Annotated in this window: 18 protein-coding genes; 8 read left to right on the top strand and 10 right to left on the bottom strand. The window is 66.6% G+C overall.

Annotated features, from left to right (window positions below; all coding sequences use genetic code 11):
• Positions 1-1,484 (bottom strand): NAD(P)H-hydrate epimerase (locus G3N58_RS29340; RefSeq protein ID WP_206000940.1); only part of this gene is annotated, 1,484 nt, incomplete at its 3' end.
• Between the two features lie 372 nt (positions 1,485-1,856).
• Complete coding sequence (locus tag G3N58_RS29335; RefSeq protein WP_206000939.1) at positions 1,857-3,152, bottom strand: FAD-dependent oxidoreductase; 1,296 nt, start codon at positions 3,150-3,152, stop codon at positions 1,857-1,859.
• A 289-nt stretch (positions 3,153-3,441) separates the two neighbouring features.
• Between G3N58_RS29335 and purL the strand changes: the two genes are divergently transcribed.
• Positions 3,442-7,524 (top strand): phosphoribosylformylglycinamidine synthase, encoded by a 4,083-nt coding sequence (gene purL, locus G3N58_RS29330; protein WP_206000938.1) that lies wholly within the window; start codon positions 3,442-3,444, stop codon positions 7,522-7,524.
• A 249-nt stretch (positions 7,525-7,773) separates the two neighbouring features.
• Here the strand turns inward: purL and G3N58_RS29325 are convergent, their stop codons facing one another.
• The 5 genes from G3N58_RS29325 to G3N58_RS29305 all read right to left on the bottom strand — a co-directional run bounded on the left by G3N58_RS29325 (position 7,774) and on the right by G3N58_RS29305 (position 11,818).
• A complete protein-coding gene (locus tag G3N58_RS29325) occupies positions 7,774-8,553 on the bottom strand; it encodes a peptidylprolyl isomerase (RefSeq protein ID WP_167038254.1) in 780 nt (259 codons plus the stop codon).
• Between the two features lie 9 nt (positions 8,554-8,562).
• Positions 8,563-8,874 carry a BolA family protein gene (locus G3N58_RS29320; protein WP_167038252.1) on the bottom strand — a complete coding sequence of 104 codons (312 nt, stop codon included), beginning with the start codon at positions 8,872-8,874 and terminating at the stop codon, positions 8,563-8,565.
• A gap of 1 nt (position 8,875) precedes the next feature.
• The gene (locus tag G3N58_RS29315; protein ID WP_167038250.1) at positions 8,876-9,406 is read right to left on the bottom strand and encodes a septation protein A; all 531 of its coding nucleotides are present in this window, start codon (positions 9,404-9,406) and stop codon (positions 8,876-8,878) included.
• 347 nt (positions 9,407-9,753) lie between these two features.
• The gene (gene msrB / locus G3N58_RS29310) at positions 9,754-10,176 is read right to left on the bottom strand and encodes a peptide-methionine (R)-S-oxide reductase MsrB (protein ID WP_206000937.1); all 423 of its coding nucleotides are present in this window, start codon (positions 10,174-10,176) and stop codon (positions 9,754-9,756) included.
• Positions 10,177-10,261: 85 nt separating this feature from the next.
• Entirely contained in the window at positions 10,262-11,818 is a 1,557-nt protein-coding gene (locus tag G3N58_RS29305; RefSeq protein ID WP_206000936.1) for a protein adenylyltransferase SelO, read from the bottom strand.
• 304 nt (positions 11,819-12,122) lie between these two features.
• Between G3N58_RS29305 and G3N58_RS29300 the strand changes: the two genes are divergently transcribed.
• The 3 genes from G3N58_RS29300 (at position 12,123) to G3N58_RS29290 (ending at position 17,478) form a co-directional block, all read left to right on the top strand.
• Complete coding sequence (locus G3N58_RS29300; protein ID WP_206000935.1) at positions 12,123-13,817, top strand: 3-(methylthio)propionyl-CoA ligase; 1,695 nt, start codon at positions 12,123-12,125, stop codon at positions 13,815-13,817.
• 163 nt (positions 13,818-13,980) lie between these two features.
• On the top strand, positions 13,981-16,086 hold the full coding sequence (locus G3N58_RS29295; protein WP_206000934.1) for a 3-hydroxyacyl-CoA dehydrogenase NAD-binding domain-containing protein: 2,106 nt from the start codon (positions 13,981-13,983) through the stop codon (positions 16,084-16,086).
• A gap of 213 nt (positions 16,087-16,299) precedes the next feature.
• Positions 16,300-17,478: an acetyl-CoA C-acyltransferase gene (locus G3N58_RS29290; RefSeq protein ID WP_167038240.1), complete on the top strand. Its 1,179-nt coding sequence runs from the start codon at positions 16,300-16,302 to the stop codon at positions 17,476-17,478.
• 292 nt (positions 17,479-17,770) lie between these two features.
• Here the strand turns inward: G3N58_RS29290 and G3N58_RS29285 are convergent, their stop codons facing one another.
• A complete protein-coding gene (locus G3N58_RS29285; protein WP_167038683.1) occupies positions 17,771-18,064 on the bottom strand; it encodes a contact-dependent growth inhibition system immunity protein in 294 nt (97 codons plus the stop codon).
• A gap of 395 nt (positions 18,065-18,459) precedes the next feature.
• Between G3N58_RS29285 and G3N58_RS29280 the strand changes: the two genes are divergently transcribed.
• The 4 genes from G3N58_RS29280 to G3N58_RS29265 all read left to right on the top strand — a co-directional run bounded on the left by G3N58_RS29280 (position 18,460) and on the right by G3N58_RS29265 (position 22,002).
• A complete protein-coding gene (locus tag G3N58_RS29280; protein WP_167038238.1) occupies positions 18,460-18,945 on the top strand; it encodes a PaaI family thioesterase in 486 nt (161 codons plus the stop codon).
• Positions 18,946-19,065: 120 nt separating this feature from the next.
• On the top strand, positions 19,066-20,064 hold the full coding sequence (locus G3N58_RS29275) for an NADP-dependent oxidoreductase (protein WP_167038236.1): 999 nt from the start codon (positions 19,066-19,068) through the stop codon (positions 20,062-20,064).
• Between the two features lie 42 nt (positions 20,065-20,106).
• Positions 20,107-20,988 carry an SDR family oxidoreductase gene (locus G3N58_RS29270; protein WP_206000933.1) on the top strand — a complete coding sequence of 294 codons (882 nt, stop codon included), beginning with the start codon at positions 20,107-20,109 and terminating at the stop codon, positions 20,986-20,988.
• Positions 20,989-21,042: 54 nt separating this feature from the next.
• The gene (locus G3N58_RS29265; RefSeq protein ID WP_206000932.1) at positions 21,043-22,002 is read left to right on the top strand and encodes an alpha/beta hydrolase; all 960 of its coding nucleotides are present in this window, start codon (positions 21,043-21,045) and stop codon (positions 22,000-22,002) included.
• A 12-nt stretch (positions 22,003-22,014) separates the two neighbouring features.
• Here G3N58_RS29265 and G3N58_RS29260 read toward each other — a convergent pair whose 3' ends face one another.
• Positions 22,015-22,863 (bottom strand): NRDE family protein, encoded by an 849-nt coding sequence (locus tag G3N58_RS29260; RefSeq protein WP_206000931.1) that lies wholly within the window; start codon positions 22,861-22,863, stop codon positions 22,015-22,017.
• Between the two features lie 231 nt (positions 22,864-23,094).
• A complete protein-coding gene (locus G3N58_RS29255; RefSeq protein WP_206000930.1) occupies positions 23,095-24,174 on the bottom strand; it encodes a folate-binding protein YgfZ in 1,080 nt (359 codons plus the stop codon).
• Positions 24,175-24,608: the final 434 nt, after the last annotated feature.

Genomic DNA, 24,608 nt, shown 5'->3' with positions numbered 1-24,608 from the left:
CGTGGGGCGGCAAGGCGGTCGCGCTGCACGGCGGGCGCGTCGCTGCCGAGAAGCCGTGCCGCTTCGAGCGGATGCGGCGTCAGGATGCAGGGATCGCCTTGCGCGCCGCGCGCGGCCACTGCGGCGGCAAGTGCGGGGTCTTGTGCGATCAGGTTCAGCGCGTCGGCATCGAGAAGCTTCGGCACGTCGAGTTGCAGCACGTCGCGCAGCACTTGCGTCGCGCGTTTGCGTTGCCCCATGCCGCAGCCGATCGCGAGCGCGTCCATTGTGTCGAGCGGCAGTGTGTCGGGTGCGTGCAGCATCAGTTCGGGATGCGGTGGATCGTAGGGCGGTGCGCCGTCGCCGAGCAGCGCGACGTGGACCTTGCCCGCGCCCGCGTAGAGCGCGGCGCGCGCCGCGAGGATCGCCGCGCCGCACATGCCGGTGTCGCCGCCGACCACTGCGAGGCTGCCGAACGTGCCCTTGTGGGTCGCGAAGTCGCGCGGCGGCATGAAGGTGCCGAAGAGGTCGGGCGCGTTCAGCCGGATGGCGGCGAGCGGGGTGCTGAGGGGGCGGCTGTTTGTGCTGTTGATGGCGTTGCCGTTGCTCGTATCGTTGCTTGTGTCGCTGCCCGTGCCGCTTTCCACACCGCCGCTTGCACCGTGATTCGTACTGCCGCTCGCTGCGTGTCCCATAGCGCGACTCGCAGCGTGGTCCGCATCACTGTTCGCGTCAGTGACAGCCCCACTCGCATCGCCATTGCCACCACCATCGACCCCTCTGCCCAAGCCGATCGGCGCGAGCGTCAGATGGCCGGCGAGGTCGCGGCCTTGCGCGGTGAAAAGTCCCGGCTTCGCGCCGATGAACGTGATCGTGTGCGTCGCGCGGACAGTCGCTGCGCCGCTGCCGCCGACCACCGTACCGGTGTCGCCATCGAGGCCGCTCGGCACGTCGAGCGCAAGCACGATGCCGTGCGTCGGACGCGTCGCGCTGCGTTGCGACAGCAGACGCGCGACGCTCGCGAACACGCCATCGAGCGGCCGCGCGAGGCCGATGCCGAACATGCCGTCGACGAGCCAGCCATAGCCATCGAGCGAGGCCGGCGGCGCCGCGCTGATCGGCACGCCGGCGGCGCGCGCGAGGTCGAGCGCCCAGCGCGCGTCGGCCGGCTTCACCTCGACCGGCATGCAGAGCTCCACGGTGACGCCAGCCTTGTGCAACTCTGTTGCTACAACCAGCGCGTCGCCGCCGTTGTTGCCGGGGCCGGCGATCAACCAGACACGTTGCTGCGATTTCGTCACCGACGTGTCGGCGGCGATCCGTTCGAGCAGGAAGCGTGCGGCGGTGTGACCCGCGCGCGCCATCAGCGTGTGCTCGGGCAGCGCGGCGGCGGCCTGCGATTCGGCGATCCGCAGATCGTTCAGCGTGGGTAGTGGCAGCGCGCGATGGGGCGGGGCGGTCAACGGACCGAGAAACGTGGGTAGCGAGTTTTCTGCGTCTGTCATGGCGAATCCGGCGGTGCGCCCGCGGCGAGGCGGGCAGGCTTGGGAATCGCTATGGTAGTGCCGATGTCGTGTCGATGGGCGCGTGCTGTGTGGCGACGTCGCCGCGTGCGCGGCGGAACGCCCGGCATGCGAGCGGTGCAAGCGGTGAGGGCGTGCGCCAATGAGTCGGCGTAATGAGGGGCAGCGGATAAGCCCCAGCCTTGATCGAGGTATCGCGACCGCATGGACCGTCACGCCTTGAGCGCGTCTTGTCGCGACATAGCCGGAGGGAGAAACCGGCCTGCCGGCGTTGGAACTCAAAACGCCAAGAACTAGCAAAACGCCAGAAACCGGCAAGAACCGCCGCCAGCCCCACGCGTCCTGGCACGAGCTTTACTGAAACCGCTCCGGCCGCAACGCCGCGAGCGTTTCCGGCGGAAGCGCCGACGCCTGCTCCGTCATCAGATCGGCGACGAGCCGGCCCGAGCCCCAGGCCAGCCCCCAGCCCGCCGGCCCATGTCCGGCGTTGACGAACAGACGCGGATGCAGCGCGTTGCCGATCACCGGCAAGCCATCCGGCGACAGCAGCTTCACGCCTTCCCACGGCAGTGCCGCCGAAATCCGCGCGGCGCCCGGAATCCAGTCGTGCGTCGCCTGGCCGAGCAGCGCGAGCGCCTCACTGGTCAGCGCCTCGCCGAGCGGCTTGTCGAGCTGGCTCGCGCCTTGCAGCACCGCGCCGCCGGCAATGCGCAGCCGATGGTTCATGCGGCTGATGCCGATGCGCTTGACCGCATCGACGATCGCCACGTGCGGCGCGCATTCTTCGTGCGCGATCGGCGCGACGAGCGTATGGATGCGCAGCGCATGCAGCGGCAGCCGCAGGCCCGCGCGCTCGAGCAGCGCGAGGCTGCCGTGGCCGGCCGCGACCACGACCGCGTCGGCATGCACCACGTCGACTTCGCGTGCGCGCAGCACGTCGTCGCGCGGCGTGAGTTCGACCGTCGCGCGCTGGCTTTCGAGGCGGATCGCCGAGACCTCGCGGCCCAGCATGAACTGCACGCTGCCCTCGATATCGAGAGTCTGTTTGACGAGCTTGGCGAAGAGCGGGCAGTTCGCGGTGCGCTCGTGCTCGAACAGCACGCCGCCCGCGAATGCCGGCTCGGTCGGCACCGCATGCTCGAAGGCCGCGCATTCGGCCGGCGTCAGCACGTGATGCGGCACCTCGAACCGGCGCAGCAGATCGAACGCGGCTGCGTTCTGTTCCCATTCGTGAGCGGCGCGCACGAGGTAAAGCAGTCCGCTTGCCTGTTCGAATTCGAGCCCGAAGCGCGCTTCCACGTCGGCCATCGATTCGCGCGAGGCTTCGATCAGCGGGCGCAGCAGCGCGTACTGGCGCGCGAACGCCTCGGGTTCCTGAAGCTCGGCGAGCCGCTTGACGAACTGCCGCGCGGGGCCGTTGAAGCCGGTCTTGCTGATCACGCCGTTTTTCGCGTTGTGGCGGCTGGCCATGAAGGTCGGGCCGAACCAGACGTCGAGCGGCGTGGGCAGCACGGTGCCGCCTTGTCCGTAAGTGGCGCCTTGCGCGACGGTCGCGTGCCGTTCGACGACGCAGACGCGGTGGCCGGCCGCGTGCAGGTGATAGGCGGTGGCGACGCCCGCTATCCCGCCGCCAATGACGATGACATCCATGCTCTGATTCGATGTGCCGACGGGCCGCTCGCGCGCCTTCCCGTTGGGCGTGACATGCGGCGCGCTACCGCGTGAGACCTCGTTCGCGCGCCGATCGGGTGAAAGGGCGAATGATAGCAGCCAAACCGCCGGCGCGGCGACGCGCACGGCACCGCGCGGCGCGCTTCGCGCGTGCGCCGAAGCCCGCTGGACGCCCGTTCCCGGGGTATAATCCCGGACTTCCTTTCCGCCTCACGTCGCCTGCATGCGCGACTCTCCGGCATCATTGAGCGACGCAACGTCAAGTCCCATGGCCCACTTCTCGTGTTTCCCCGGCGCTTCGGCCCTTTCCGATTTCCGTCAAACCCGCCTGCTCGAAACGCTGACGCGCATCGACGCGAATATCACCGGCGTGCGCGGCCAGTATCTGCACTTCGTCAACGCCCAGACCGAACTGTCCGCTGAAGACAGCGCGAAGGTCGAGGCGCTGATGCACTATGGCGATCCGTTCGAAGCCGGCAAGGAGCGGGGCGCCGTCGAGACCTTCCTTGTCGTGCCGCGCTTCGGCACCGTGTCGCCGTGGGCCAGCAAGGCAACCGACATCGCGCAGCTGTGCGGCCTCGCCCAGGTGCGCCGCATCGAGCGCGGCGTCGAGTACACGGTCACGCTGAAAAGCGGCCTGCTCGGCGGCAAGAAGGCGCTCTCCGACGAAGCGCGCGCGGCCGTCGCCGCGGCGCTGCACGACCGCATGACCGAGAGCGTCGCGCCGTCGCGCGAGCATGCGCTGCATCTGTTCGACGAACTGCCGGCCAAGCCGCTGCAAACCGTCGACGTGCTCGGCCGGGGCCGCGCCGCGCTCGAAACCGCCAACGCGGAACTGGGCCTCGCGCTCGCCGACGACGAAATCGACTACCTCGTCGACGCCTTCACGAAGCTCGGCCGCAATCCGACCGACGTCGAACTGATGATGTTCGCGCAGGCCAACAGCGAGCACTGCCGCCACAAGATCTTCAACGCGGACTGGACCATCGACGGCGAGAAGCAGGACATTTCGCTGTTCAACATGATCCGCAACACCGAGAAGCTGAATCCGCAGGGCACGATCGTCGCCTATTCGGACAACTCGGCGATCATGGCGGGCGGCATGGCCGAGCGCTGGTTCCCGCGCACGCCGGCCGAAGCCGGCGCGAACGGCTTGCCCGAGCACTACCGCCGCGGCGTCGAGCTCACGCACACGCTGATGAAGGTCGAAACGCACAATCACCCGACCGCGATCTCGCCATTCCCGGGCGCCGCGACCGGCGCGGGCGGCGAAATCCGCGACGAAGGCGCGACCGGCCGTGGCGCGCGTCCGAAGGCGGGGCTCGCGGGCTTCACGGTGTCGAACCTCGAACTGCCGGACGCCGTCGAATCGTGGGAAAACGCGCGCGATGCCGCGCAGCCGCTCGAACAGCGCAATCCGGCCGCGCAGCACGAAGCCTACGGCCGTCCGGACCGCATCGCCTCGCCGCTGCAGATCATGATCGACGGTCCGCTCGGCGGCGCCGCGTTCAACAACGAATTCGGCCGGCCGAACCTCGGCGGCTATTTCCGCGCTTACGAGCAGAACGTCGGGGGCCTCGTGCGCGGCTATCACAAGCCGATCATGATCGCCGGCGGCATCGGCAATATCTCCGACCAGCACACGCACAAGCACGATCTGCCGGAAGGGTCGCTGCTGATCCAGATCGGCGGCCCGGGCATGCGCATCGGCATGGGCGGCGGTGCTGCGAGTTCGATGGCGACCGGCACCAACACGGCCGAACTCGACTTCGACTCGGTGCAGCGCGGCAACCCCGAAATCGAGCGGCGCGCGCAGGAAGTCATCAACGCGTGCTGGCAGCTCGGCGAGAAGAACCCGATCCTCAGCATTCACGACGTCGGCGCGGGCGGTCTGTCGAACGCGTTCCCCGAAGTGGTGGACGGCGCGGGCAAGGGCGCGGTGTTCGAACTGCGCAAGATCCAGCTTGAAGAAAGCGGCCTGTCGCCGCGCGAAATCTGGTCGAACGAAGCGCAGGAGCGCTACGTGCTCGCCATCGCGCCGGCCGATCTGCCGGCGTTCGAAGCGATGTGCCGGCGCGAGCGCTGCCCGTTCGCGGTGATCGGCACGGCCACCGCCGAGCGTCAGCTGAAGCTGATCGATGCGGAGCAGAACGAAGCCGCGCATCAGCCCGTCGATATGCCGATGGAAGTGCTGCTCGGCAAGCCGCCGCGCATGCATCGCGACGTCAGGCGCGTCGAGCGCAAGCTCGAACCGGTCGAGGTGACCGGCCTCGCGCTGCAGGACGTCGCGCAGAGCGTGCTGCGCCATCCGACGGTGGCGAGCAAGTCGTTCCTGATTACGATCGGCGACCGCTCGGTCGGCGGCACGACCGCGCGCGACCAGATGGTCGGTCCGTGGCAGGTGCCGGTGGCCGACGTCGCGATCACGACGATGGACTACGCCGGTTTCCGCGGCGAAGCGATGACGATGTCCGAGCGCACGCCGCTCGCCGTGATCGATGCGTCGGCTTCGGGCCGCATGGCGGTCGGCGAGGCGATCACGAACATTGCCGCGGCGCCGATCGCGTCGCTCGACAAGCTCAAGCTGTCGGCCAACTGGATGGCCGCGTGCGGCGCACCGGGCGAAGACGCGGCGCTCTACGACACGGTCAAGGCGATCGGCATGGAACTGTGCCCGGCGCTCGGCATCAGCATTCCGGTCGGCAAGGATTCGCTGTCGATGCGCACGCGCTGGGAAGACCGCGGCGTCGCCAAGGAAGTGGTCGCGCCGGTCTCGCTGATTATCTCGGCGTTCGCGCCGGTCGAAGACGTGCGCCGCCATCTGACGCCGCAACTGCGCCGGGTCGCCGACGCCGGCGATTCGGTGCTGATCGCGATCGACCTCGGCCGCGGCAAGCATCGTCTCGGCGGCAGCATCCTCGCGCAGGTCACGCAGCAGGTCGGCGACACGGTGCCCGATGTCGACGATCCCGAAGACCTCAAGCGCTTCTTCAACGCGATCCAGTCGCTCAACCGCGACGGCAAGCTGCTCGCGTACCACGACCGCTCGGACGGCGGCCTGTGGGCGACGGTCTGCGAAATGGCGTTCGCGGGTCACGCGGGCGTGTCGCTGAACGTCGACATGCTCGTGCTCGACGCGAACCACGAATCCGATTACGGCGACGCGAAGGACTGGGCCAAGCAGACGAGCGGCCGCCGCGAAGACCGCACGATTCGCGCGCTCTTCAACGAAGAGCTCGGCGGCGTGATCCAGGTGCGCGCGGCCGATCGCGACGCCGTGCTCGGCGCGTTGCGCGAGCACGGCCTGTCGGCCTGCTCGCATGTGATCGGCAAGGTCAACGAGCGCGACGTGATCGAGGTCTATCGCGACGCGAAGAAGGTCTACGAAGTGCCGCGCGCCGAACTGCATCGCACGTGGAGCGAAGTGAGCTGGCGCATCGCGCGTCTGCGCGACAACCCCGCTTGCGCCGATGCCGAATACGACACGCTGCTCGACGCGGCCGACCCCGGCATCGTGCCGGCGCTGAGCTTCGATCCGGCGCAAGACGTGGCGGCGCCGTTCGTGGGCAAGGGCGCGCGTCCGCGCGTCGCGATCCTGCGCGAGCAGGGTGTGAACTCGCACCTCGAAACGGCCTATGCATTCGATCGCGCCGGTTTCGACGCGCACGACGTCCACATGAGCGATCTGCTGGCGGGCCGAGCGAATCTCGCCGACTTCGCCGGCGCGGTCGCCTGCGGCGGCTTCTCGTACGGCGACACGCTCGGCGCGGGCGAGGGCTGGGCGAAGACGATCCGCTTCAACGCGCAACTGGCCGACATGTTCGCGGCGTTCTTCGGCCGTGACGACACGTTCGCGCTCGGCATCTGCAACGGCTGCCAGATGATGAGCAGCCTCGCCTCGATGATTCCCGGCGCCGAAGCATGGCCGAAGTTCACGCGCAACAAGTCGGAGAAATTCGAGGCGCGCTTCTCGCTCGTCGAGGTGCAGGCATCGCCGTCGATCTTCTTCGCGGGCATGGAAGGCTCGCGCATTCCGGTCGCGGTTGCGCACGGCGAAGGCTTTGCAGACTTCTCGCAGCAGGGCGACAAGTCGAAGGTCGCGGTGGCGATGCGTTATATCGATCACCGTGGCGAGGCAACGGAGCAGTATCCGTTCAACCCGAACGGTTCGCCCGAGGGTATTACGTCGGTCACCACGGCCGATGGCCGCTTCACGGTGCTGATGCCGCACACCGAGCGCGTGCACCGCACGGTGCAGATGAGCTGGCATCCGCAGGGCTGGGGCGAGATCGGCACGGACGCGAGCCCGTGGCTGCGTGTGTTCCAGAACGCGCGCCGCTGGCTCGGTTAAGCGACGTGGTGATGCGGCGGTAATGCGTTTGCGTGGACAAGGCACGTCGCCCAGCGCGACGGCCTTGTCGGCTCGGCCTTGCATCCGGGCAGGTTGTAGCGAACGGCCCACATAACGCGAAATTCGCAGCGTCGTGAAGTCCGCCGCGAACTTCTCGTAACGCTACGGCAATAAAAAAGCCGCCCGAGGGCGGCTTTTTTGTTTCTGGCTTCGGAAGAAGCAGGGCTTGCGTAACCCGCTTCCCGGCGCTTACTGAATCTTCGCGTTCTTGCGCAAACCTTCCTCGAACGCCTGCAGCTTTTCCTGCTGGATCTGCTGCACGATCTGCGCGCGCACCTGTTCGAGCGGCGGCGGCGTGATGGCGCGGATGTCGTCGACGCGGATAATGTGCCAGCCGAATTGCGTGTGCACCGGCGTGTCGGTCATCTGGCCTTTCTGCAGATGTGTGGCTGCGTCCGCGAATTCTGGCACGTAGGCCTTCGGGTCCGACCAGTCGAGATCGCCGCCGTTCTTGCCCGAGCCCGGGTCCTTCGAGTACTGCCTGGCCAGGTCTTCGAAGCTCGCACCCGCCTTGATCTTCGCGATCAGGTCCTTCGCCTGCTGCTCGTTGTCGACGAGGATGTGGTGCAGGTGATATTCCTTGCCGCCTGCGTCCTTGATCAGCGCGTTGTAGCGCGCGGTGACTTCGGCGTCGGTCGGCTGGTTGTTCTTCACGAAGTCTTCGATCAGCGCGCGCAGCACGACGGTTTGCTGCGCGACCGCGACTTGCGCCTTGACGTCGGGGCGGTTCGGCAGGCCACGACGCAGCGCTTCCTGCATCAGGATTTCGCGGTTCACCAGTTCTTCGCGCACGGCCTGCTGCAATTGCGGCGTGTTCTGCTGGCCTTGATGAACCAGTTGATCGATCAGCGCATCGGCGCGTGCCTTCGGAATCGGCGTGCCGTTCACGACGGCGATGTTCTGTGCGAATGCAGGTGCGGCCGCGAATGCAGCCAGCAACACCCAGAGGCGGGTTTTCTTCAAGGTCATCGAGAGTTCCTAGCGGGGCAACAAAGCAAATTCTTCGGGCGTATACGCCGTGATGGCAAGGGCATGGATGCCGCGCTGCATGGCATCGGCCAGCGCATCATACACCATGCGATGCCGCGCCACGCGGGCCTTGCCGGCAAATGCGGCGGCCACGATCGTGACACTGAAATGACCGCCGGCCGCGGCGCCGGCGTGGCCCGCGTGCTGCGCGCTGTCGTCGGTGATGCGGATCGACTCGACCGGCGCGAGTGCGGCCAAAAGGCGTGCTTCGATCAGCACGGCGCGCTCGGCGGTCGTGGCGTGCATGAACAGATCGCTCATGTCATTCTTCCTTCATGTACTTCGACAGCCACAGGCTCTGTCCGACGATGAACACGAGCAGGCAGCCGGTGGCGCCGAACAGCTTGAAATTGACCCACTGGTCGGTCGTGTAGTGATAGGCGACGAACAGGTTCAGGAGGCCGAGCAGCACGAAAAACACCGCCCAGACGAGGTTCAGCTTGCTCCAGATCGCGTGCGGCAGCGTGATCTGCTTGCCCATCATCGCTTCGATCAGGTTCTTGTTGAAGCCGAGTTGCGAGACGATCAGCGCGACGGAAAACGCCCAGTACAGCACGGTCGGTTTCCATTTGATGAAGGTGTCGTTGTGCAGCACGAGCGTCGCGCCGCCGAACACGACGACGACGCCGAGGCTCACCCACAGCATCGGGTCGACCTTGCGATGGCGGAACGCGACCCACGCGATCTGCACCAGGGTTGCGACGATCGCCACTGCCGTCGCCGTGAAAATGCCCCAGATCTTGAAGGCGACGAAGAACAGGATGATCGGGAACAGATCGAACAGGAATTTCATTATCTGGTCGGGAAGTCGGAGAGTGAGTGGAGCGGTAAATCAGGCAACGGGTTGAGTGACGCAGTGCGTGCGGCAATGGCTGATCGCTGCGCGCCCGCCGTTGCGCAAGCGGGCGGCCCGCGCCATAAGACCCGTGACGGCTTGCGGGCGCGGTGCCGCGAGCGGCACCGCCAGCCGGCGGCACGAGGCGCCCTCGCATGCTGCCCAGACACGACCACGTGACGAACACGCTACGGACCGGTCACGAACACGGCCCGAAAGCCGGCTGAAGGGCGCCGCGCGCGGCGCAACGCCCGAATCCCGGGGCCATGCCTGCCACCGGCCTTGCCCTTGGATTTCGCGCCGCGTTACTTGGGCTCGAATTGTAACGCAGCCGAATTGATGCAGTAACGCAGACCAGTCGGCGCCGGTCCGTCTTCGAATACGTGGCCGAGGTGCGCGCCGCACTTCTTGCATTGCACCTCGATACGCAGCATGCCGTGCGAACGGTCGGTCTTCTCGGCGATCACCTCGCCGTCGATCGGCCGGAAGTAGCTCGGCCAGCCGCAGCCCGCGTCGAACTTGGTGTCCGATTCGAACAGCGGGGTGCCGCAACAGACGCAGTCGTAAATGCCGCGCTCCCAGTGATCGTGATAGCGGCCCGTGAACGGGCGCTCGGTGGCCGCGTGGCGCGTCACCTGATATTCGATGTCGGAGAGCTGCTTGCGCCATTCGGTATCGCTTTTCTGGACCGTGGGGGCGTCGTGCTTGAGATCGTCGGGATTGTTCATGGTCGCTTCCTGTCTCGGGTCGGGCCTGGAAATGCCCGGTTTCAGTCTCGGTATGTTGAAGGCGGAGCCGCCCGCGCGTCACGCGTCACGACGAACAGCTGACTTCGAGCGAGCTCGCCCAGTCGGGCGGCAGGCCCGCATACGCGGCGTATTCGGGCTGTTCGTCGAACGGGCGGCGCAGCACGGTCGCGAGCCGTTCCACTTCGGAAAAATCCTTTTCCTTCGCGCGCTGGATCGCGGTTTCCGCCAGATGGTTGCGAAGTACGAATTTGGGGTTCACGCGGTTCATTGCAATGGCGCGCGCGGCGTCGTCGCGTGTTTCTTCGGACAGCCGCGCGCGATAGTCGTTCGCCCAGGCGTCGAAGGCGGCGCGGTCGAGGAACAGGTCGCGCACCGGCGCGTCGCCGCTCGCATCGTGTTTCGACACGCGCGCGAGATGGCGGAACGTCAGCGTGAAATCGGCGCGGTTTGCGTGCATCACCTCGAACAGGCGATTCACGAGCGCGTCGTCGCCTTCGCGCGCGTGTTCGAGTCCGAGCTTCGCGCGCATGCGGTTGGCGAGCGCCGGCGCGAAGCGGTCCTTGAAGCCGCCGAGCACGCGTTGCGCGTCTTCGATCGCCTTGTCGCCGCGCACGCTTGCGTCGTGCCGTTCGCCGAGGATCGGCAGCAGCCCCTGCGCGAGGCAGAACAGGTTCCAGTAGGCGACCTGCGGCTGCCGCTGGTACGCATAGCGGCCGTGCGTATCGGAGTGATTGCAGATGTGGTTCGCGTCGAAGCCGTCCAGGAAACCGAACGGGCCGTAGTCGATCGTGAGGCCGAGGATCGACATGTTGTCGGTATTCATCACGCCGTGACAGAAACCGACCGCCTGCCAGTCGACCATCAGATCGGCGGTGGAGCGCACCGCCTCGTCGAGCAGCGCGAGATACGGGTCGTCGGCTTCGCGGCAATGCGGATAGAAGCGTTCGATCACGTGATCGGCCAGCGTGCGCAGCGCATCGACGCGATCGTTCGCATAGAAGTGCTCGAAGTGGCCGAAGCGCACGAAGCTCGGCGCGACGCGCGTGACCACCGCGGCGGTTTCGATCGTCTCGCGCCGCACCGGCTGATCGGAGCCGATCACGCACAGCGCGCGCGTGGTCGGAATGCCGAGATGATGCATCGCCTCCGAGCACAGATATTCGCGGATCGACGAGCGCAGCACCGCGCGGCCGTCGGCCATGCGCGAATAGGGCGTGAGGCCCGCGCCCTTCAGTTGCAGTTCGAAGCGCTGGCCGTCGTGTGCGAGTTCGCCGAGGCCGAGCGCGCGGCCGTCGCCGAGCTGGCCGGCCCACACGCCGAACTGGTGCCCCGAGTACACCGACGCATACGGCAGCGCCTCAGCGGGCCAGTTGCGCGTCGCGTTGCCGCAGAACAGTTCGATGAAACCCGGATCATGCTCGATGCCTGGCGGCAAACCGAGCAGCGCGGCGGTCTCGGCCGAAAAGCCGACCTGGTACGGTGCGCTGAGCGGCGCGGCGGGCAGGCGCGTGAGAAACGTGCTGCCGAGCCGCGCGAAGGCGTTGTCGGGGGGAGTGGCGAGTGTGTTGGAAAGATCCGTCAAAGCTGCGGATAGCCCTGCAATGCTTGGGGAAAACGACATGTTGAGCGCCTCTGGATTAACCGATATTGTAAGTCCGCGCCCGCGGCGCTGCTGGCTGGCCGCCTGAACGGGTTCGGACGGAGTTGCTTCGTTCGGTGCCGCCTGGTTCAGCCTGGTTCCTTTGGGTCCGTTGGGTCCCATTCGGCCACGGTCGCCGCCGCAACGATTTTCCGCCTTGCGCGCCTCAACCGCTTGCCGATCCGAATCGAAGTAAATTACAGCCAGGCAGGGCGAATCGAAACGCCAGCCGACCGCAACCCGAACGCAATCCGCCCCTATCGACAAGCCGAGGAGACTCCGCCTTATGACGACGCCGTTGCTGGGCCAGATGATGGACGTGCCGCTCACCGTGTCATCGCTGCTCGCGCACGCCGCGCGGCATTTCGGCAGCACCGAGATCGTGTCGCGCCGCATCGAAGGCGATCTGCATCGCTACACCTACCGCGATTGCGAGCAGCGCGCGAAGCAGCTCGCGCAGGCGCTGATCGCGCTCGGCGTCGAGGCGGGCGAGCGGGTCGCGACGCTCGCCTGGAACGGCTACCGGCATCTCGAAGCGTATTACGGCACGGCTGGCTTCGGCGCCGTATGCCACACGATCAACCCGCGGCTCTTTCCCGACCAGATCGCCTACATCGTCAATCACGCGGACGACGCCTACGTGCTGTTCGACACGACGTTCGCCGCGCTCGTCGATACGCTCGCGCCGCAGTGCCCGAAAGTGCGCGGCTGGATCGCGTTGTGCGACGAAGCGCATCTGCCGTCGATGCAAACGCCGGTGCTCTGCTACGAAACGCTGATGGCCGCGCAGGACGGCCACTTCGCGTGGCCCGCGCTCGACGAGCGCCAGGCCTCGTACCTCTGCTATACGTCGGGCACGACCGGCAATCCGAAGGGCGCGCTGTATTCGCATCGCTCGACGGTGCTGCATGCGCTCGGCGCCTCGCTGCCCGATGCGATGTGCCTGTCCGCGCGCGACAGCGTGCTGCCCGTGGTGCCGATGTTCCACGTCAATGCATGGGGCATTCCGCATGCGGCGCCGCTGACCGGCGCGAAGCTCGTGCTGCCCGGCAAGGATCTCGACGGCAAGTCGCTCTACGAACTGATGGAGCGCGAGCGCGTCACGTATTCGGCCGGCGTGCCGACCGTCTGGCTCGGTTTGCTCAACTACCTGCGCGAAGCGGGCGTGAAGTTTTCCTCGCTGGAGCGCACGGTGATCGGCGGCTCCGCGTGTCCGCCCGCGATGCTGCGCACGTTCGAGGACGACTACGGCGTGCAGGTCATCCACGCATGGGGCATGACGGAAATGTCGCCGCTCGGCACCTTGTCGAAACTGACGTGGGAGCAGAGCCAGCGGCCCGTGGCGGAGCAGCGCAAGCTGCTCGAAAAGCAGGGCCATACGATCTATGGCGTCGACATGAAGATCGTCGGCGAGGACGGCCGCGAATTGCCGTGGGACGGCGTCGCGTTCGGCGATCTGCACGTGCGCGGACCGTGGGTGATCGACCGGTATTTCCGCAAGGACGACGCGCCGCTCGTCGACGGCTGGTTCCCGACCGGCGACGTCGCGACGATCGACCCCGACAGCTTCCTGCATATCACCGACCGCTCGAAGGACGTCATCAAGTCGGGCGGCGAATGGATCAGCTCGATCGACGTCGAGAACGTCGCGATCGCGCATCCGGGCGTGGCCGAAGCGGCCTGCATCGCGTGCGCGCATCCGAAGTGGACCGAGCGGCCGCTGCTCGTTGTTGTCAAGCGCGCGGGGCACGAGCCCACGCGCGAGGAACTGCTCGCGTTCTACGAAAGCAAGGTCGCGAAGTGGTGGATTCCCGACGACGTCGTGTTCGTCGACGAACTGCCGCACACGGCGACCGGCAAGCTGCAGAAGCTCAAGCTGCGCGACCGGTTCCGCGACCATGTGCTGCCGTCCGCGCTGGACGACGCCCGCGATTGTCCGCTAACGCCGCTTGCGGCCGACGCCAGGGGAAACCCTGTCTGACTCTAAATTGAACGATCGTTCTTTTTTGTGTATTCTGCCTGCTGACCCCGGATTCATCGGTCGAAAAAAGTCCGACAATGAGCGGACCCGATCACGGACCCGGTGAGCCGGACGGGCGGCGCATCACGCGCCGCCTCATTGCATGGATCGCATGGAGGCAGGCATGGCGGTAAACGACGCAGTAGTGGACTACACGACTCATGACGGCGTGGCCGTCATCACGCTGAACAATCCCCCTGTGAATGGCCTTGGACTGTCGACGCGAGCGGGCATCGTCGAAGGGCTCGAGCGCGCGCAGAACGACCCGGCCATCAAGGCCGTCGTGCTGACGGGGGCGGGCAAGGCCTTTTCGGGCGGCGCCGACATCACCGAATTCAATACGCCGAAGGCGACCCAGGAGCCGACGCTCGCGACCGTCATCAAGGCCGTCGAAGGCAGCGCGAAGCCGGTCGTCGCGGCGATTCACAGCGTCGCGATGGGCGGCGGCCTCGAACTCGCGCTCGGCGCGCATTACCGCGTTGCCGCGGCCGGCGCGCAGATCGCGCTGCCCGAAGTGAAGCTCGGCATTTTGCCGGGCGCGGGCGGCACGCAGCGTCTGCCGCGCGCGATCGGTCTCGAAGCCGCGCTGAACATGATCGTCTCGGGCGCGCCAGTGCTCTCCGAAAAGCTCGCCGACTCGGGCCTGTTCGACGAAGTCGTCGCCAACCCGGCCGAACTCGCCGAAGCCGCGCTCGCCTTCGCGCGCAAGGTGGGCGCGAAGGCGGGCCCGCATCCGAAGGTGCGCGAGCGCAAGATCGAGCATCCGAACGCAGCCGGTTTCATCCAGTTCGCGCGCAACAGCGTCGCGGCAATCGCGAAGCATTTCCCGGCGCCGCACAAGTGCATCGAAGCAGTGGAAGCCGGCGTGCAGAACGGTTTCGACAAGGGCCTCGCCTTCGAGCGCGAATGTTTTCTCGCGCTCGTGCAGACGCCCGAGAGCCGCGCGCTGCGTCATGCGTTCTTCGGCGAACGCGCGGCGAGCAAGATTCCCGATGTGCCGTCCGATACGCCCGTGCGCGAGATCGGCCAGGTGGCCGTGATCGGCGCGGGCACGATGGGCGGCGGCATCGCGATGAACTTCATCAACGCGGGCATTCCGGTCACGCTGCTCGAAACGAAGCAGGAAGCGCTCGACCGCGGGCTCGCGACGATCCGCAAGAACTATGAAGCGACAGTCAGGAAGGGCAAGCTCAAGCCTGAGGTGATGGAACAGCGCCTCGCGCTGCTGAAGCCGACGCTTTCCTACGACGACCTGAAGAGCGCCGACCTGATCGTCGAAGCCGTGTTCGAAGAACTGGGCGTGAAGGAGCAGGTGTTCCGCCGCCTCGACGAAGTCGCGAAGCCCGGCGCGATTCTCGCCTCGAACACGTCGACGCTCGATGTCGACAAGATTGCCGCGTTCACGAAGCGTCCGCGGGACGTGGTCGGCATGCACTTCTTCAGCCCGGCCAACGTGATGAAGCTGCTCGAAGTCGTGCGCGGCAAGGAGACCGCGAAGGACGTGCTCGCCACCGTGATGAAGGTCGCGAAGAAGATCAAAAAGACCGCGGTCGTCTCGGGCGTATGCGACGGCTTTATCGGCAATCGCATGATCGAGCAGTACGTGCGCCAGGCGCTCTTCATGCTCGAAGAAGGCGCGCTGCCCGCGCAGGTCGACAAGGCGATCGAGAAGTTCGGCTTCGCAATGGGGCCGTTCCGCATGAGCGATCTCGCCGGCAACGACATCGGCTGGGCGATTCGCAAGCGCCGCTATCTCGAGTATCCCGAGATGCATTATTCGAAGATCGCCGACCGTCTGTGCGAAATGGGCCGCTTCGGCCAGAAGACCGGCGGTGGCTGGTACGACTACAAGGCCGGCGACCGCACCGCGTATCCGTCGAGCGTGGTCAACGAGATGATCGGCGCGTATTCGAAAGAGGCCAACGCCGAGCGCCGCAAGATCAGCGACGAGGAAATCGTCGAGCGGCTCGTGTTCGCGCTCGTCAACGAAGGCGCGAAGATTCTCGAAGAGGGCATTGCGTCGAAGGCGTCGGACATCGACATGGTCTATCTGACCGGCTACGGCTTTCCACTTCATCGCGGCGGCCCGATGCTGTACGCGGACACGGCCGGGCTCTACAACGTCGAGCGCGCGATTCGCCGCTATGCGGCGCAGCCGAACGGCGACGCGTGGAAGCTCGCGGCCAGCATCGCGAAGCTGGCCGCCGAGGGGCGCGGCTTCAACGGCTGAGCGGACGACGAGGATCGGCCGGCGCGGCGGCTTCGCGCGGCGCGCCGATCCCGCCCGAATCGAGTCTGGATCAGACTCGGACCAAACTCGAATCAGACTCGGATCAAACGACAGAGGCCGCGCGCCCACGCGCATAAAACCGGCATGAAACCGGGATGAAGCGCACGGCATCGAGCCGGCGCGCCGCTCTCGACACTGCAATGGGAGACACGCATGACTGACGCCGTAATCGTATCCACCGCCCGCACGGGTCTCGCCAAATCGTGGCGCGGCGGTTTCAACATGACGCATGGCGCGACGCTCGGCGGCCACGTGACGCAGGCCGCGGTCGAGCGCGCGAAAATCGACCCGGCGCGCGTCGAGGACGTCATCATGGGCTGCGCGAATCCGGAAGGCGCGACCGGCGCCAATATCGCGCGGCAGATCGCGCTGCGCGCGGGCCTGCCGGTCAGCGTGCCGGGCATGACCGTGAACCGCTTCTGCTCGTCGGGCTTGCAGACGATCGCGCTGGCCGCGCAACGCGTGATCGCCGGTGAGGGCGACGTGTTCGTCGCCGGTGGCGTCGAGTCGATCTCGTGCGTGCAGAACGAGATGAACCGCCACATGATGACCGAAGGCTGGCTCAACGAGCACAAGCCGGAAATCTACTGGCCGATGCTGCAGACGGCCGAGAACGTCGCGAAGCGCTACGCGATTTCGAAGGAACGCCAGGACGAATACGGCGCGCGCTCGCAGCAGCGCGCGGCGGCCGCGCTCGAAGCCGGCCGGTTCAAGGACGAGATCGTGCCGCTGACGGTGCTCGCCGGTGTCGCCGATAAAGCGACCGGGCGGCTCTATACGAAGGAGGTGACGGTCAGCAGCGACGAAGGCATTCGCGCTGACACGACGCTCGAAGGCGTCGCGAAGATTCGCACGGCGGTGCCGGGCGGCGTGATCACCGCGGGCAACGCGAGCCAGTTCTCGGACGGCGCGTCGGCCAGCGTGGTGATGAACGCGACGCTCGCGGAGCGTGAAGGTTTGCAGCCGCTCGGTATTTTCCGCGGCTTCGCGGTGGCCGGTTGCGAGCCCGACGAAATGGGCATTGGCCCGGTGTTTGCGGTGCCGAAGCTGTTGAAGAAGGCCGGCCTCAAGGTCGAGGACATCGGCCTGTGGGAGCTGAACGAAGCGTTCGCGGTGCAGGTGCTCTATTGCGCGGATACGCTTGGCATTCCGCACGACCGCCTCAACGTGAACGGCGGCGCGATCGCGGTCGGCCACCCGTATGGCGTGTCGGGCGCGCGGCTCGTCGGCCATGCGCTGATCGAGGGCAAACGGCGCGGCGTGAAGTTCGTCGTGGTGACGATGTGCATCGGCGGCGGGCAGGGCGCGGCGGGCTTGTTCGAAGTGGTCTGAGGTGGCCTGAGGTGGTGGGTGCCGGGAGCGCATCTGTGAGCAAGCTCACGGTGATGCGATGCCCGGTAGCCTCGGTAGCGGCAGGCCAGGCGCGCCCTGGTCGACAAGGGGCATCGTGCGGGTCAGGTCCGCCGGAGAGCTTGTCGCGTGGCAGATAGTGAATCTGTGCGAACTGCGCGGCGCACGGGAAGGCGAGCGCGTGGCGCATGGAGGCGAATGCGGGCACGGCCAGCGGCATGTGTGCAAGAAGCACCGGGTGACATTGAGCCACCCGCGTGCGGAGACAAGGGAACTATGCACCCAGAATACGCTTCAATTCGTCGAAAAACGAAGCAGTTGTATAGCCCCATAGAACCGGGTTGAAATTGAATCCATAGGCTTCATAGAATTTTGTGTCGAGACTCTCACCTGCCTCTTTTTTGAATGTGTCTATTTCCGATAGCGCCTCTGCGATTTCTTCCGGAGAACTGTCTCGCTTGTAGCAAGAGACGACATCTTCCAGCGTATCGCCCCAAAGATCGCTATCCTGGTTGAGATATCCCCCGAACAGCACATAGAACTGGGGATAGGATTTTTCGTTCATCATTGCAGTAGATAAGACAACCTGAGCCGTACTCATATTGATATTCCGGGCGCAATCTCTCGCGCAATTGTGCCTCAGTCCGCCCGACACGCTTTTCGATTGTATGCCCGCCGACCCAGCTACCGTTTTCGCTTCATGCTTCGTCAGTCTGATACGCCAGGCTAAACAGATGATGAGCGAATGAAGCGCAACCCGTGAGCAACCGATAGGCACCCCATGAGCGAACGAAGAAGCACAGCGACGCGAATGCACCGAAGCGATAGCAGGTATCATTTTTCGCCACGCGCGTATGCGCTTGCGTCCGCGTTTGTGCCCGCGCGCGCCTTGCGCGGCGACCGTCCGCGTGATGCGACCGTTCCAGATGCAGACGCCGCTGACCACGAACTCCGAACACTGCAATGACCGACTCGACCTCATCCGCCCGCAGCGGCAACGCTTCGTTGCCCGAAAGCCCCTTCGTCGACCGCCTCGGCGCGCGCTTGCTCAGCGCCGCCGACGGCGTCAGCGAAGTCGTGCTGCCCTTGCAGCCCGATCACATGAACACCTGGGACGTCGCGCACGGCGGCGTTACGATGACGCTCGCCGACGTCGCGCTCGCGATGGCCGCGCGCAGTCTCGCCGGCGACGGCGTCGGCGTCGTCACGGTCGAGATGAAGGTCAACTTCATGCAGCCCGGCCGCGGCGAGTTGCGCGCGAGCGGCCGCGTGCTGCACCGCTCGACCACGATGGCCTATTGCGAAGGCGAGATCCGCGACAGCGAAGGCCACTTCGTCGCCAAGGCGCTCGGCACCTTCAAGTACATGCGCCGCCTCGCGGTGGGCCGCGACGTGACGCGCCAGCGTCTGCGCAGCGACCCGTCGGCAAAACCCGGTCCGAGCGACTGACCGCGCAACCTCACGGCGCGCGCGAGGCACGACGACGCGCGCGCTGGCCAACCGAACCATCGGCAACTCAATTGGCAACTTAATTTGCAACTCCATCGGCAAACCAGGGAGACGACCCTCATGACCCAGATCAACCGGCAGGTTCTGCTCGCTTCGCGTCCGCAAGGCGAAGTCACGCCCGATAACTTCAGGCTCGTCGAAACGCCGCTCGCCCCGCTCGCCGAAGGCGAGGTGCGCGTGCGCAACCACTTCCTGTCGCTCGATCCGTACATGCGCGGCCGCATGAACGACAGCAAGTCGTACGCGGCGCCGCAGCCGCTCGACGAAGTGATGATCGGCGGCACGGTCGGCGAAGTGGTCGAATCGAAGAACCCGAAGTTCGCGGTCGGCAACAAGGTCGTCGCGATGTTCGGCTGGCAGGAGTACGGCACCTCGAACGGCGCGGGCATGCAGAAGGTCGACGACACGCATGTGCCGCTCCCGGCCTATCTTGGCCCGGTCGGCATGCCGGGCGTCACCGCGTGGTACGGGCTCAACCGCATCATCGCACCGAAGGCGGGCGAGACGGTCGTCGTCAGCGCGGCGAGCGGGGCGGTGGGCAGCGTGGTCGGCCAGCTCGCGAAGGCGGCCGGGGCGCGCGCGGTCGGCATCGCGGGCGGCGCGGAGAAATGCCGCTACGTCGTCGAGACGCTCGGCTTCGACGCCTGCGTCGACTACAAGGCCGGCAATCTCTACCAGGACCTGAAGGCCGCGACGCCCGACGGTATCGACGGCTGCTTCGAGAACGTCGGCGGCGAGGGGCTCGATGCGACGCTCGCGCGCATGAACGCGTTCGGGCGCATCGCGTTGTGCGGTTTCATCGCCGGGTATGACGGCCAGCCGGTACCGCTCAAAAATCCCTCGCTGATGCTGACGCAGCGGCTGCTCGTGCAGGGCTTTATCGTCTCGGAGCATATGGAGGTGTGGCCCGAGGCGCTCGCGCAGCTCGGCACGCTCGTCGCGCAGAAGAATCTGCATTATCGCGAGACCATTGCGCAAGGGCTCGACGCCGCGCCCGAGGCGTTCATCGGTCTGCTCAAGGGCCGCAACTTCGGCAAGCAGCTGGTCAGGCTGATCTGATCCCGGCGCGGCGTCACCACTCAACCAGGGAGTAGTCCAACGATGTTCGAATTCGCAGGCAAGGTGGCGGTAATCACCGGCGCTGGCGGCGGCTTCGGCCGTGCGTTCGCGCAAAAGGGCGCGGCGCTCGGCATGAAGCTCGTGCTCGCCGACGTCAGCGCCGACGCGCTCGCGCAGACCGTCGACGCCTTGCGCGCGGCCGGCGCCGAGGCGATCGGCGTGCCGACCGACGTCGCCAACGCGGGCGAGGTCGAAGCGCTGGCCGAGGCCGCGCTCGCCGCGTTCGGCAAGGTGCATCTGCTCTTTAACAACGCGGGCGTGGGCTCGGGCGGCTTCCTGTGGGAAAGCAGCGCGAACGACTGGTCGTGGGTGTTCGGCGTCAACGTGATGGGCGTCGCGCACGGCGTGCGCGTCTTCACGCCGATCATGCTCGCGCAGAAGGAGCCCGCGCATATCGTCAACACGGCGTCGGTGGCGGGGCTGCTGTCGCCGCCCGCGATGGGTATCTACAACGCGTCGAAGCACGCGGTCGTGTCGCTGACCGAGACGCTTTATCACGACCTGCGGCTCGCGCAGGCGGGCACGGCTGGCGAGGTTGGCTGTTCGTTGCTGTGTCCGGCCTTCGTGCCGACCGGCATCGCCGATGCCGAGCGCGCGCGCCCGGCCGGGCTGCGCAACGCGGGTCGGCCGACCCTCTCGCAGATCGCGGCGGGCAAGCAGTTGCAGCGCGCGGTGCAGTCGGGCAAGCTGTCCGCCGCCGATGTTGCCGACCTCGCGTTCGAGGCGATTGCCGCGCGGCGTTTCTATATCGTCACGCATCCCGGCATCATGGCGACCGTGAAGCTGCGTCACGAAGATATCGAACAATTGCGCGAGCCGTCCGATCCGATGTCGCTGAAGCCGGAAGTGAAGAACGCGGATTAACCTTTTGACGCATTTGCGCCGCCGGCGCTCGGCGCGCATCACGTTGCCCAAACCATGCCGTTGAATCCGAAGATCGAGCAGGTGCTCGACATGATCGCGCGGGCCAGGCGTCCGCATTATCACCAGATGAGCGCGCAGGCCGCGCGCGCGTCCTACGAGAAAAGCGCGCCGATTCTCGAGATCGCGAGCGCGCCGATGTTTTCGGTCGAGGACCTGCGCGTGCCGACGCGCGATGGCGCGACGATCCGCGCGCGTCTCTATTACCCGGTCGAGCCGGGCTGGGCCGAGCCGCTGCCCGCGTTCGTCTACTACCACGGCGGCGGCTTCACGGTCGGCAGCGTCGACACGCACGACGCGCTATGCCGGATGTTCGCGCGCGACGGCCGCTGCGCGGTGCTGTCGGTCGACTACCGGCTCGCGCCCGAGCATCGATTCCCCACGGCGGTCGAAGACGCGTTCGACGCGCTGCGCTGGCTGCACGCCCACGCCGGCGAATTCGCGCTCGACGCGGATCGGCTCGCGGTCGGCGGCGATAGCGCGGGCGGCACGCTCGCGACGGTCTGCGCGGTGCTCGCCCGCGACGCGGGCATGGCGCTCGCGCTGCAATTGCTGATCTATCCGGGCACGACCGGCCATCAGCAGACCGACTCGCATGCGCGTCTTGCCGATGGCTTTCTGCTGTCGGGCGAGACGATTCAATGGTTCTTCGAGCAGTATCTGCGCGACGCCGGCGATCGTGACGACTGGCGTTTCGCGCCGCTCGACGGCACGCGCGGCGCACCCGATTTTCGGCGCGTCGCGCCCGCGTGGATCGCGACCGCCGAATACGATCCGCTCAGCGACGAGGGCGACGCATACGCGGAGAAACTGCGCGCGCTCGGCAATCCGGTCACGCTCAGGCGCTACGCGGGCATGATCCACGAGTTCTTCAAGATGGGCGGCTTTGTGCCCGAGGTCGCGCAGGCGCACGCGGATGCCGCGGCGGCACTGCGCGCGGCGTTTGGCGTCGGGTGAGGGCGCGGTCTTCTAGCTCGCCCGCTCGACGTTGAACGCGAAGCTGCGTTCGAAATCGCCGGGCCGCACGATGCGGTGCGAACCGTTGTCGTCGCTGCGCTCGGCCACCGCCACGCCGATCACCTCGCCATAGGCGGCGACGCGCAGCGCGGTCGTGCCGCGCGTGCCGTATTCGGGCGATTCGATAAACGCCGCCGACAGCGCCCGCTCGCGTTCGAGCGGAATGCCGGTGGACGGCAGTTCGTCGTCGCGGGCGAGACGCGGATCGCGCATCAGATCGATCAGACGTTCAAGCGGCGGCGCTGCCTCGCGCGTGAGCAATGCGCCGAGCTCCGCGCGCTTTCTGACGAGCTTCGGCCACGCGGTATCGAGTACGGCGTTCGAGATGCCGTGTGTGCCCGGCGCGAGCAGCGCGGGGCCGCTGTGAGCGCCGCCGCGGTTGCAGTACCAGGCGAGCTCGCGGCGCGTCCAGTCGCCGACGAGCAGGTTGAAGCCGTTGTAGATGTCGCCGTCTTGTGCGACGTGGCGGAGATAGTCGAGCGGCGTTTCATGCGGATCGCCGCTGCGGTCTCGCGCGGCGCCGCTCACCCAGTCGCTGACGAGCGTGCCGCGCGTGGGCGCGTCGGCGCGCATCTCGGCCGGCGCGCGGTAATTGGTCAGCGCGGCGAAGCGGCCGTCGCGCGACATGCCGAGCCACGTGCCACCACCCACCAGATCGCGGCCCGCCAGCACGCCCGGCGCGTCATGCCACCAGCCGAGCGGCTCGGCCGTGCGGCGGAAGAACTCGTCGCGATTTGCCGCGAGCGTGAAGAGCGGGCCATCGACCGCGTCGGGTCGCCAGTCGAAAACGATCAGGCACATCGGGGGCGTCTCCCGGTGAGAGCAGGGGCGGCGGGTTTGCCGCAGGCGAGCGGCCGCGCAAGGCGGACGAGGTCAGGCAAGTCGGGTGAAGCGCTGTCGGGTGAAGTGGGCGAGTCGGGCGGCTAGAACAGCCGATCACGGTAACCGGTGAGGCCTGGCGGACAAACCAGCCGACGGCCGATAAAAGACGGCGCTCCATCGAGCGCCGCTTTTCATCGCACCCGCCGCCGCTCACACCTCGGTCGGCAAACCGTACGGCAGCGCGATAAAGCGTAGCACCGGGCCATCGGCCGAGCCGAGATGCACGGTGCCGTTGTCGAGCGCCGCGAGCTTGATCTCGACGAGCAGATCGACGCCGCCTTCCCGCGCCGCCGCCGCGTTCACGATCATCCCGCATGGCTGGCCCGGATCGTCCGAATGGAACAGTTCCGCGCCGGGGCGCACCGTTTCCAGTTCGCCGTCCACGTGCGCGAGCGACGTGCGCCGCTTGATCGTGCCGCGATACTGGCTGCGCGCGACCACTTCCTGGCCCGGATAGCAGCCTTTGCGGAAATTGACCGCGCCGAGCACGTCGAAGTTAACCATTTGTGGCACAAACTGCTCGACGACCGGCTGCGTGATGCGCGGCTCGCCCGCGCGGATATCGAGCCAGTCCCACACCGCCGGCGAGACGCGCTGGAGCGTGCCGTCGAGCGCGGGCAGCAACGCCTCGACCTGCGCCTTCGGGCCGATCCACAGATAGCGCAGGCGTTCCAGCGCATCCGGCACACGGATCAGCAAACCCGCCGTGCCGTCGACCTGCACGTGCACGCCGTCGGGCAGCGCGTCGAACACGCCCGAGAGCGCGCCGCGCACGTCGCCTGCGAGGCCGACCACCGCGAGTTCGCCGCTCGCGTCGGCGAGCTTCGCCTTCGCGCGCAGCACGAACATCGACAGACGCTTCTGCACGGCCGCCTGCACGTCCTTCGACACCAGTAGGCGGATCGTGTCGCCGCTGCGCCAGCTGAGGAACGACGCGAGCAGGCGCCCCTTCGCCGAACAGTAGCCGGCGAGGCGCGCGTGAGCGGCATCGAGATGCTGGACGTCGTTGGTGAGCTGGCCGTGCAGGAAGCTGGCCGCGTCGTCGCCGGTGACGTCGATCACGCCGAACTGCGTGAGCGGCATATAGGCGCCGTGTTCGAGCACGGCGGCGAATTCTTCGGCGGAGGGGCGCGGCGGCAGCGGCAGCGGCAGGGTGATGGATGCGGCCGGGTTCGGCGTGGTTGGAGCAGTCGAGGAAGTACCTGCGGCGTTACCGAGCGATGTGTTCATGGATTCCGAGCTAAGTCAGTTGTGACTTATTATATTCGGTCCAACCTTGCCACGTTTCGCGTGTCTGCTTCACACCCATGCTCGTCGCGCTTGCCGCACTTCCTGCATGGCAGCCTGCACCGACTCCGCCAACTTCTTTACTGGTGCGAAAGGAACGAGTTTCAACGTCTTTTCTCAGCATCCCTGCGCCGTCGGAAAATCAGTATAGCCGCAGCGAACCCGAGTACGATTCCAGCCGACGAAACCAGAAAGGCCAGATCGGATTTCTGATAAGCCGTTTTAGCGCCGTATACGGAAACCAGCCAGTTCCCCCGAGTTCGACAGATTCTTGCGTAAGTCTTTGATTTCGCTACATCAGGGGTAGCGTTTTTGTCCCTACAAGGCGTCGGCGGTCGGGGTTGGCAGGTTCAGTGTCTGGAAGAGCTCCTTCTGTT

Origin of the sequence: Paraburkholderia sp. Ac-20342 (assembly GCF_017104985.1) — a bacterium.
In the GTDB taxonomy this organism is placed as follows: Bacteria; Pseudomonadota; Gammaproteobacteria; order Burkholderiales; family Burkholderiaceae; genus Paraburkholderia.
Note: the sequence above shows the minus strand (reverse complement) of the source record. Positions and strands in the feature narration are given on the sequence as shown.

Bases quoted from the DNA above. Each gene is read 5' to 3' on its own strand.
- G3N58_RS29335 (WP_206000939.1), bottom strand. From the start codon at position 3,152: ATGGATGTCATCGTCATTGGCGGCGGGATAGCGGGCGTCGCCACCGCC.
- purL (WP_206000938.1), top strand. From the start codon at position 3,442: ATGGCCCACTTCTCGTGTTTCCCCGGCGCTTCGGCCCTTTCCGATTTC.
- G3N58_RS29325 (WP_167038254.1), bottom strand. From the start codon at position 8,553: ATGACCTTGAAGAAAACCCGCCTCTGGGTGTTGCTGGCTGCATTCGCG.
- G3N58_RS29320 (WP_167038252.1), bottom strand. From the start codon at position 8,874: ATGAGCGATCTGTTCATGCACGCCACGACCGCCGAGCGCGCCGTGCTG.
- G3N58_RS29315 (WP_167038250.1), bottom strand. From the start codon at position 9,406: ATGAAATTCCTGTTCGATCTGTTCCCGATCATCCTGTTCTTCGTCGCC.
- msrB (WP_206000937.1), bottom strand. From the start codon at position 10,176: ATGAACAATCCCGACGATCTCAAGCACGACGCCCCCACGGTCCAGAAA.
- G3N58_RS29305 (WP_206000936.1), bottom strand. From the start codon at position 11,818: ATGTCGTTTTCCCCAAGCATTGCAGGGCTATCCGCAGCTTTGACGGAT.
- G3N58_RS29300 (WP_206000935.1), top strand. From the start codon at position 12,123: ATGACGACGCCGTTGCTGGGCCAGATGATGGACGTGCCGCTCACCGTG.
- G3N58_RS29295 (WP_206000934.1), top strand. From the start codon at position 13,981: ATGGCGGTAAACGACGCAGTAGTGGACTACACGACTCATGACGGCGTG.
- G3N58_RS29290 (WP_167038240.1), top strand. From the start codon at position 16,300: ATGACTGACGCCGTAATCGTATCCACCGCCCGCACGGGTCTCGCCAAA.
- G3N58_RS29285 (WP_167038683.1), bottom strand. From the start codon at position 18,064: ATGATGAACGAAAAATCCTATCCCCAGTTCTATGTGCTGTTCGGGGGA.
- G3N58_RS29280 (WP_167038238.1), top strand. From the start codon at position 18,460: ATGACCGACTCGACCTCATCCGCCCGCAGCGGCAACGCTTCGTTGCCC.
- G3N58_RS29275 (WP_167038236.1), top strand. From the start codon at position 19,066: ATGACCCAGATCAACCGGCAGGTTCTGCTCGCTTCGCGTCCGCAAGGC.
- G3N58_RS29270 (WP_206000933.1), top strand. From the start codon at position 20,107: ATGTTCGAATTCGCAGGCAAGGTGGCGGTAATCACCGGCGCTGGCGGC.
- G3N58_RS29265 (WP_206000932.1), top strand. From the start codon at position 21,043: ATGCCGTTGAATCCGAAGATCGAGCAGGTGCTCGACATGATCGCGCGG.
- G3N58_RS29260 (WP_206000931.1), bottom strand. From the start codon at position 22,863: ATGTGCCTGATCGTTTTCGACTGGCGACCCGACGCGGTCGATGGCCCG.
- G3N58_RS29255 (WP_206000930.1), bottom strand. From the start codon at position 24,174: ATGAACACATCGCTCGGTAACGCCGCAGGTACTTCCTCGACTGCTCCA.